Here is a 7,620-nt window from a genome sequence, read left to right on the forward strand (position 1 = left end):
CGCGCCCGCGTGGCCGCACCGGCGGGCGGGCGAATGGGTGGGCGCCGCGGTGGGCGGCCGGGGCGCCCCACCGGCGGGGGGCGGCGGCGCGGACGCCGCCGACCAGACCGGGCCTGGAACACTGTTCTAGTTCTCGACGCTAGCCAGCGCCCATCCCACCCGCAACCGACCGGTCCCGAGACCGGCGCCCGCGCGCTCCGACCGCCGCGGACCTACTTCGGTGGGAAGCGCACGCCGCCGTCGAGGCGGATGTTCTCGCCGTTGATGTAGGAGTTGCGGATCAGCGACTCCACCAGCAGGGCGAACTCCTCCGGCTTGCCCAGGCGCTTGGGGAACTGGATGGCGTCGATCAGGCGCTCCTTGAGCTTGTCCGGGGCGCTGAGCATCAGCGGCGTGCCCATGGTGCCGGGCGCGATCGCGTTCACCCGGATGCCCAGCGGCGCGAGGTCGCGGGCCAGCGGCAGGCTCATGCCGAGGATGGCGGCCTTGGCGGTGCCGTAGGCGACCTGGCCGGCCTGGCCCTCGTAGCCGGCAATGGACGCGGTGTTGATGATGACGCCGCGCTCGCCGTCCTCGGTCGGCTCGTTGTGCGCCATCGCCGCGGCGGCGAGCCGGGTGACGTTGAACGTCCCGGTCGCGTTCATCTCCAGGGTCTTGACGAACGACTCCTTGTCGGTCGGAGAGCCGTCGCGGCCGACCGTGCGCCCGGTGGGCAGGCCGCCGCCGGCGACGTTCACCACGATCGACAGGACGCCGAGGGACTGCCCGGCGCTGATCGCGGCCAGCACGACGTCGTCGTCGTTCGTGTCGCCGCTGACCGCCACGGCGCCTTTGCCGATGCCGTCGGCGATCTCCTTCGTGCGACCCTCGTGAATGTCGAGGACCACCACCTTCACCCCGATGTCCGCCAGATGACGAACTACCGCGCTGCCGAGCCCGCCGGCACCGCCGGTGACGATCGCCGAGCGTCCTGTCAGATCCACTTGCGTCCTCCTGACCCGATGGGATCAACGTCCTGGCTGCGCCGTCGTCGGGGTCCAGCGAGCGCACGGCTGCTGACGGCGGGTCGAGGCATCGGGCTGGCCGGACGGCGCCGCGCCTCGACCGAAGGCGATCCAGGGGTGTCAACCCCCGACATCGGGGACCTTAGCCGCTGGTGTCGTCGTGGGCCATCGAACGCGGGGCGCCCCGCCGACCCGACGGGTTGGGGGATCCTGGCATCGCGGCACCCACGGCCGCGCGAGATCCCGAACCCCGCGTGAGCCCCGCACACGCATGACCCAACTGCCGCATGACCCAACTGCTGGAGGCACCCCTTGTACCCCGGGACCCACGCGGCGTCGACGCCGGACAAGCCGGCCCTGGTCATGGCCCGAAGCCGCGAGGTCATCACCTACCGCGAACTGGCGGAGCGCTCGGCGCGCCTCGCGCGGCTGCTGCACGACCGGGGCCTGCGGCCCGGGGACGTCGTCGCCCTGCTGGCGGAGAACCACCCCCGCTACCTCGAGGTGATGTGGGCGGCGATGCGCTCGGGGCTGTACCTGACGGCGATCAACCGGTACGGCACGGCCGAGGAGGTCGCCTACATCCTGCGGGACGCCGGCGCCGCAGCGCTGGTGACGACCGCAGCGCTCGCCCCCGTCGCCGCCGCCGCGGTCGAGGGCGTTCCCGACTGCGCGACCCGGCTGGTCATCGGCGCCGTGGACGCGCCGGACCGGGCCGGCGCCCACGAACCTGGGACGCACGAACCCGGAACGCGCGAGCCCGAGGCCCAGGGGTTCGGGTACTACGGCTTCGAGTCCTACGAGGGCGCGGTCGCCGGGTATCCGGGCGGCCCGTCGGCGCACCAGCCGCGCGGCGACATCATGCTCTACTCCTCCGGGACGACCGGGCGTCCCAAGGGGATCCGCCGGCCGCTGCCCGGCGTCGCGGTCACCGAGGCGCTGACCTCGCTCACCGCGACCCAGTACCGCGACATCGGCGGTCTGGACCAGGACTCCGTCTACCTCGGCCCGGCGCCGCTCTACCACTCGGCGCCGTTGCGCTGGGCCCGCGGCGCGCAGGAACTCGGCGCCACCGTCGTGATCATGGAGCGGTTCGACGCCCGGGAGATGCTCGCGGTCATCGAACGCGAGCGGGTCACCCACCTGCAGGCGGTGCCGACCATGTTCGTCCGGCTGCTGCGGCTGCCGGCGGGCGTCCGCGCCGCCTACGACCTGTCCAGCCTGCGCCACGTCCTGCACGCCGGCGCGCCCTGCCCGGTGCCGGTGAAGCAGCAGATGATCGACTGGCTCGGCCCGATCGTGACCGAGTACTACTCGTGCACCGAGGGCGTCGGCATGACGGTGATCTCCGCGACGGAGTGGCTGACCCACCGCGGCTCCGTCGGCCGGCCCTACCTCGGCGTCCCACGCATCTGCGGCCCGGACGGCGCGGAGCTGCCCACCGGCGAGACCGGCTCGATCTACTTCGAGCGGGAGGACACCGTCTTCGAGTACCACCGCGACCCGGAGAAGACCCTCGCGGTGCGCCACCCCGAGCACGACACCTGGCTCACCCTCGGCGACCTGGGACATCTCGACGCCGACGGCTACCTCTACCTCACCGACCGGGCCGCGTTCACGATCATCTCCGGCGGGGTGAACATCTACCCCGCGGAGATCGAGGCGTGCCTCGCCGTGCACCCCGACGTGGCCGACGCGGCGGTGTTCGGCCTGCCGGACCCGGAGATGGGCGAGTACGTGCACGCCGTCGTGCAGCCGGCCGACGGGATCGCGCCGTCACCGGAGTTCGCCGCGGCGCTGCGGGCTCACGTCCGCCGGCACCTCGCCGGCCCGAAGGTGCCCCGGGTCGTCGACTTCCGGTCGCAGCTGCCGCGACTGCCCACCGGCAAGCTGTACAAGGTCCCGCTGCGCCAGGAGTACCTCGACCGGGCCGCCGCGGGCGGCGATCGCGGTCGCTAGTGCCTGGCTGCCCGCGGTGAGAGGATGACGTACAGACAGCCCGACCCCTCGGCACCCCTGGCAACTCGGCACCGCTGCACCGGAGGATCTGTGAGCGCGCGCGTTCCCCTCGTCGACTACCTCGTCCTGGCCGGCGACCCGCATCTCACGGCGCACGAGTGCACCGCCTGCGGGGCCCGCTTCTTCGACCGCCGCAACGCCTGCGCCGCCTGCGAGGGCGAACAGTTCCGCCAGGTCGACGTGCCGACTGACGGTGAGCTGCGGGCGTTCACGATCGTCTCGTTCGCCGCCCCGGGGGTGCCGGTGCCGTTCGTGGCCGGTGTCGTCGACTGCGGCGGGACCAGCGTGCGGGCCAACGTGGTGAACACCCCCGCCGACCCGGAGCACGTGCGGGTCGGCATGAAGCTGCGGCTGACGACCGTGCCCGTCGGCGTCGACGCCGACGGTGTCGAGGCGGTCGGCTTCGGGTTCGAGCCGGCAAGCTGACCTGGCGCACAACTGACCTGGCGCACAACGGGAGAGTTTCGATGGCGGAGAACGTGTGGATCGTCGGTATCCACATGACGAAGTTCGGCAAGCACCCGGAGCTGGACACCCTCGACCTGGGTGCGCAGGCGGCGCGGGGTGCGCTGGCCGACGCCGGCCTGCGCATGCGTGACGTCGGCGTGCTGGCGGCGGGCAACCTGATGAAGGCCGCCGCCGGCTTCGGTCAGCAGCTGCAGAAGCAGATCGGCCAGACCGGCATCCCGGTGTTCAACGTCGCGAACGCCTGTGCCACCGGCGCGACCGCGCTGCGAGTGGCGATCATGGCGATCCGGGCCGGGGAGACCGACACCGGCCTCGCCGTCGGCGTGGAGAAGCTCTCCGGCGCCGGCCTGCTCGCCGGCGGCAGCCGCGTCGCGGCCGGCGACACCTGGGCGCCGCAGGGCCGCTTCGGCGCCGTCGCCGCGCTTGACGGCCGGGTCGGCACCGAGACGATGCCCGGGGTGTTCGCCCAGATCGGCATGGAGTACGACCACAAGTACGGTGGCGCCGACTTCGAGCTGTTCGCCCGGATCTCCGAGAAGAACCACGCGCACTCGACGCTGAACCCGCTGGCCTCCTACCAGAAGCGGTTCACCCTCGAACAGATCATGGGCGACGTCATGATCGCCTACCCGAACACCCGGCCGATGTGCTCGGCGAACTGCGACGGCGGCGCCGCGGCGGTGGTCGTCAGCGAGTCCAAGCTGCGCACCTTGTCGCTGGAGCAGCAGCGCCGCGCCGTCAAGATCAGCGCGTCGGTGCTGACCAGCGACCCGTGGCAGGAGGCCTGCCAGGTGCTGCCCGACGTCAACACCCTCACCCGGCGCGCCGCCGAGCAGGCCTACGAGCAGGCCGGTGTCGGCCCCGATGACCTCGACCTCGTCGAGCTGCACGACTGCTTCGCGACCGCCGAGCTCGTCCACTACGACAACCTCAAGCTCTGCCCGCCCGGCGGCGCCGTCGACCTGTTCAAATCCGGCGCCACCTGGCGCGACGGCAGCATGCCGGTGAACGTCTCCGGCGGCCTGGAATCCAAGGGGCATCCGGTGTCCGCGACCGGCATCGCGAACATCTGGGAGGTCGCGACCCACCTGCGCGGCGAGGCCGGCGACCGGCAGATCGCCGGTGCCAGGGTCGGTCTCGCGCACGTCATCGGCCTCGGCAACGCCTGCGGCGTGCACATCCTCGAGAAGGCCGCGGCCTGACCATGTCCAGTGACGTCGTACGGCCCCTGCCCGCGCTGGTTCCCCAGACGGCGCCGTTCTGGACCGGGGGCGCCGACGGCGCCCTGCGGCTGCCCAGGTGCGCCGCCTGCGAGGCGTTCGCGCATCCGAGCGAGACGACCTGCGGGCGCTGCCACGCGCTCGAGCTGACGTACGCGGACGTCGACCCGGCCGGGGTCGTCGTCGGGTTCAGCGTCAACCACCAGCAGTGGCTGCCTGGCATGGCCCCGCCGTATGTCGTGGTCGTCGTCGAGCTCGACGGCGCCCCAGGTGTGCGGCTCACCTCGAACCTGGTCGTCGACGACCCGGCGACGGCCCGGGTCGGGCTCGCCGTCACGGTCGGCTTCGAACATCAGGACGACGTCTGGCTGCCGGTGTTCCGGCCGTCCGGCGAACCGGACCGCCCTGGTCTCGTGACCGAGGCGCGGGTCGTGCCGAGGCCGCCGGCGAGCGAACGGCGCTTCGAGCGGGAGGTCGCGCTGACCGGGCTCGGCATGTCCGCCGTGGGCCGCCGGCTCGGGCGCAGCCCCGCGAGCCTCGCGCTGGAGGCGAGCCTCGCCGCGATCGCCGACGCCGGCCTCGAACCGTCCGACATCGACGGGCTGTCGACCTATCCCGGCTCCGCCCTGCCCGGCGGGATCGGCGAGGGCGGCGTGCCCGCGCTGGAGGAGGCGCTGCGGCTGCGCCCGACGTGGTTCAACGGCGGGATCGACCTGCCGGGCCAGACCGGTTCGGTGGTCGCGGCGATGCTGGCCGTCGCATCCGGGCTGTGCCGGCACGTGCTGTGCGTGCGCACCGTCTGGGAGGCGACGTACACCGACTACCAGCGCCGGGGCCTGGTCGGCGGTGGCGCCGGCCGGCTGCAGGGGGACATCCAGTGGCGGCTGCCGTACGGCGCGGCCTCCGCGGCCACCTGGATCGGCGTCGTCGCCTCGCAGTACCAGCACCGGTTCGGCGTCGGCCGCGACGTGCTCGGCCGGATCGCGGTGAACGCCCGCGCCGGCGCCGCGCGCAACCCCCACGCCGTCTACCGCGACCCGATCACCATGGACGACTACTACGCCGCTCGCATGATCAGCTCGCCGTTCGGCCTGTTCGACTGTGACGTGCCCTGCGACGGCTCGGTCGCGGTCATCGTCTCCGCCGCCGACGCCGCCGCCGATGCCCCGAACGGCGCGGTCCGGGTCGAGGCGGTCGGCACCCAGATCAACGAGCGGGTCTCCTGGGAGCAGGGCACCTTCACCCACGAGCCGCTGGTCCTCGGCCCCGCCGCGCACCTGTGGAGCCGCACCGACCTCACCCCGTCCGACGTCGACGTCGCCCTGCTCTACGACGGGTTCACCTTCAACTGCCTGTCCTGGCTGGAGGCGCTCGGCTTTTGCGGCGTCGGCGAGGCCGCGGACTTCGTCGGCGACGGCACCATGATCGGCCTCGGTGGCAAACTGCCCCTCAACCCGCACGGCGGCCAGCTCTCCGCCGGCCGCCTGCACGGCTACGGCTTCCTGCACGAGGCGATCACCCAGCTGCGCGGCGCCGGCGGCGAACGCCAGGTCCCCGACGCCGAGGTAGCCGTCGTCGCCACCGGCGGCGGCGCCCCCGGCGGCTGCCTGCTCCTCACCACCAACCGCTGACCCGCGGCCAAACGCCTCGCCGGCACGAACCCACCGTGCACTGAGCGGTGCGCCGCGGCGCACCGCTCGGCACGGCGGCCGGTCTCGGACGGGCCAGCGGCAATGGCCGGACTCACCGCCACAAGATCGTGATCGGCAGTCGTATCACCGGGTGTGGCCGACGATGACCGCTGCGACGAGGGCGTGAACGTCACCGCGTGTCGGTGGGGGGTCGGGCTGGCCGGCGAAGAGCAGGTGCCCGGCGCCGACCAGGGCCGGGGCGAGCGCGTGGACGTCGGCGTTCGCGGCGAGGCGGCCCTGCTGGCGTTCGAGGTCCAGGTAGGACGCGAGCGTGGCGGTGGCGTCCGTGAGCACGGGAATGCCGGTCGGCCAGGTCTGGCGCAGCCGGGCACGCAGGCCGTCGCGGGAGATGACGAGGCCGACGATGCCGAGGGCGACCGGGCCGAACAGGTCGGTCAGCGCGGCCGCGAGGTTGTCGACGACGGTGCCGTCCCCGGCGCGTCCCCGCAGGGCGACGGCCTGGGTCTCGAACCGGGCGGCACGGTCGAGGACGAGCTCGGCGAGGAACGTGTCGAAGTCGGTGAAATGACGGTGCAGCACGCCCTTGGCGCAGGCCGCCTCCATGGTCACCGCCCGGCTCGTCAGGCCGTTCGGCCCGGCTCGCAGCAGGACCCGCTCGGCGGCGTCGAACAGCTGGGCGCGCACGTCGCGAAGGGCTACGCCGGTGGGCACTGAGTCTCCTGTCGTCTGCGGATCGTTCGTCGTGGCCACGGCGCGAGTGGGCGCGTGCCCATTTATAGTGGGCGGGTGCCCACTGAGGATGTCACGCCGGCTGCCGTCCGCGAGGCCCAGCCGCATCAGGCTCGTCACATCGCCGAGTCGTTCGGGTCGGATCCCGAGCGCTACGACCGCGCCCGCCCGCGCTATCCCGACGCGATGGTGCGCCGGATCGCGGCCGCGGCGCCGGGGCCCGACCTGCTGGCCGTCGGCTGCGGCACCGGGATCGACGCGCGGCAGTTCCAGGGCGTCGGCTGCCGGGTCCTCGGCATCGACCCCGATCCGCGGATGGCCGCGTTCGCCCGCCGCGGCGGTCTCGACGTCGAAGTCGCCACCTTCGAGGACTGGAACAGCGCGGGCCGGACCTTCGACGGCGTCGTCGCCGGCCAGAGCTGGCACTGGATCGACCCCACCGCGGGCGCGGCCCGCGCGGCCGAGGTGCTGCGGCCCGGCGGCCGGCTGGCCGTGTACTGGAACGTGTTCGACCCCGCGCCGGACATC

General features: G+C 73.2%; 7 protein-coding genes. 5 read left to right on the forward strand and 2 right to left on the reverse strand.

Translation table 11 applies throughout. From position 1 onward, the window contains the following. Positions 1-212: 212 nt before the first annotated feature. Entirely contained in the window at positions 213-983 is a 771-nt protein-coding gene (locus tag MXD60_RS28095; protein ID WP_248822714.1) for an SDR family NAD(P)-dependent oxidoreductase, read from the reverse strand. Between the two features lie 333 nt (positions 984-1,316). Between MXD60_RS28095 and MXD60_RS28100 the strand changes: the two genes are divergently transcribed. From MXD60_RS28100 to MXD60_RS28115, 4 genes are all read left to right on the forward strand, one after another. Next, a complete protein-coding gene (locus tag MXD60_RS28100; RefSeq protein ID WP_248822715.1) occupies positions 1,317-2,963 on the forward strand; it encodes an AMP-binding protein in 1,647 nt (548 codons plus the stop codon). A gap of 90 nt (positions 2,964-3,053) precedes the next feature. After that, positions 3,054-3,449, forward strand: a complete 396-nt coding sequence (locus tag MXD60_RS28105; protein ID WP_248822716.1) for a Zn-ribbon domain-containing OB-fold protein — start codon at positions 3,054-3,056, stop codon at positions 3,447-3,449. Positions 3,450-3,490: 41 nt separating this feature from the next. After that, complete coding sequence (locus tag MXD60_RS28110) at positions 3,491-4,693, forward strand: thiolase family protein (protein WP_248822717.1); 1,203 nt, start codon at positions 3,491-3,493, stop codon at positions 4,691-4,693. A gap of 2 nt (positions 4,694-4,695) precedes the next feature. Beyond that, complete coding sequence (locus MXD60_RS28115; protein ID WP_248822718.1) at positions 4,696-6,342, forward strand: thiolase C-terminal domain-containing protein; 1,647 nt, start codon at positions 4,696-4,698, stop codon at positions 6,340-6,342. Positions 6,343-6,486: 144 nt separating this feature from the next. Here MXD60_RS28115 and MXD60_RS28120 read toward each other — a convergent pair whose 3' ends face one another. Next, positions 6,487-7,074, reverse strand: coding sequence for a TetR/AcrR family transcriptional regulator (locus MXD60_RS28120; RefSeq protein ID WP_248822719.1), 588 nt, complete (start codon positions 7,072-7,074; stop codon positions 6,487-6,489). A gap of 75 nt (positions 7,075-7,149) precedes the next feature. On the opposite strand from MXD60_RS28120, the gene MXD60_RS28125 reads away from it, so the two are divergent. Continuing rightward, positions 7,150-7,620, forward strand: a 471-nt coding sequence (locus tag MXD60_RS28125) for a class I SAM-dependent methyltransferase (RefSeq protein ID WP_248822720.1), incomplete at its 3' end; no start/stop codon positions are given.

Source organism: Frankia sp. AgB32 (genome assembly GCF_023243045.1).
Classification (GTDB): domain Bacteria; phylum Actinomycetota; class Actinomycetes; order Frankiales; family Frankiaceae; genus Frankia.

Coding starts and splice junctions, on each gene's coding strand:
- MXD60_RS28110 (WP_248822717.1), top strand. CDS start 3,491: ATGGCGGAGAACGTGTGGATCGTCGGTATCCACATGACGAAGTTCGGC.
- MXD60_RS28115 (WP_248822718.1), top strand. CDS start 4,696: ATGTCCAGTGACGTCGTACGGCCCCTGCCCGCGCTGGTTCCCCAGACG.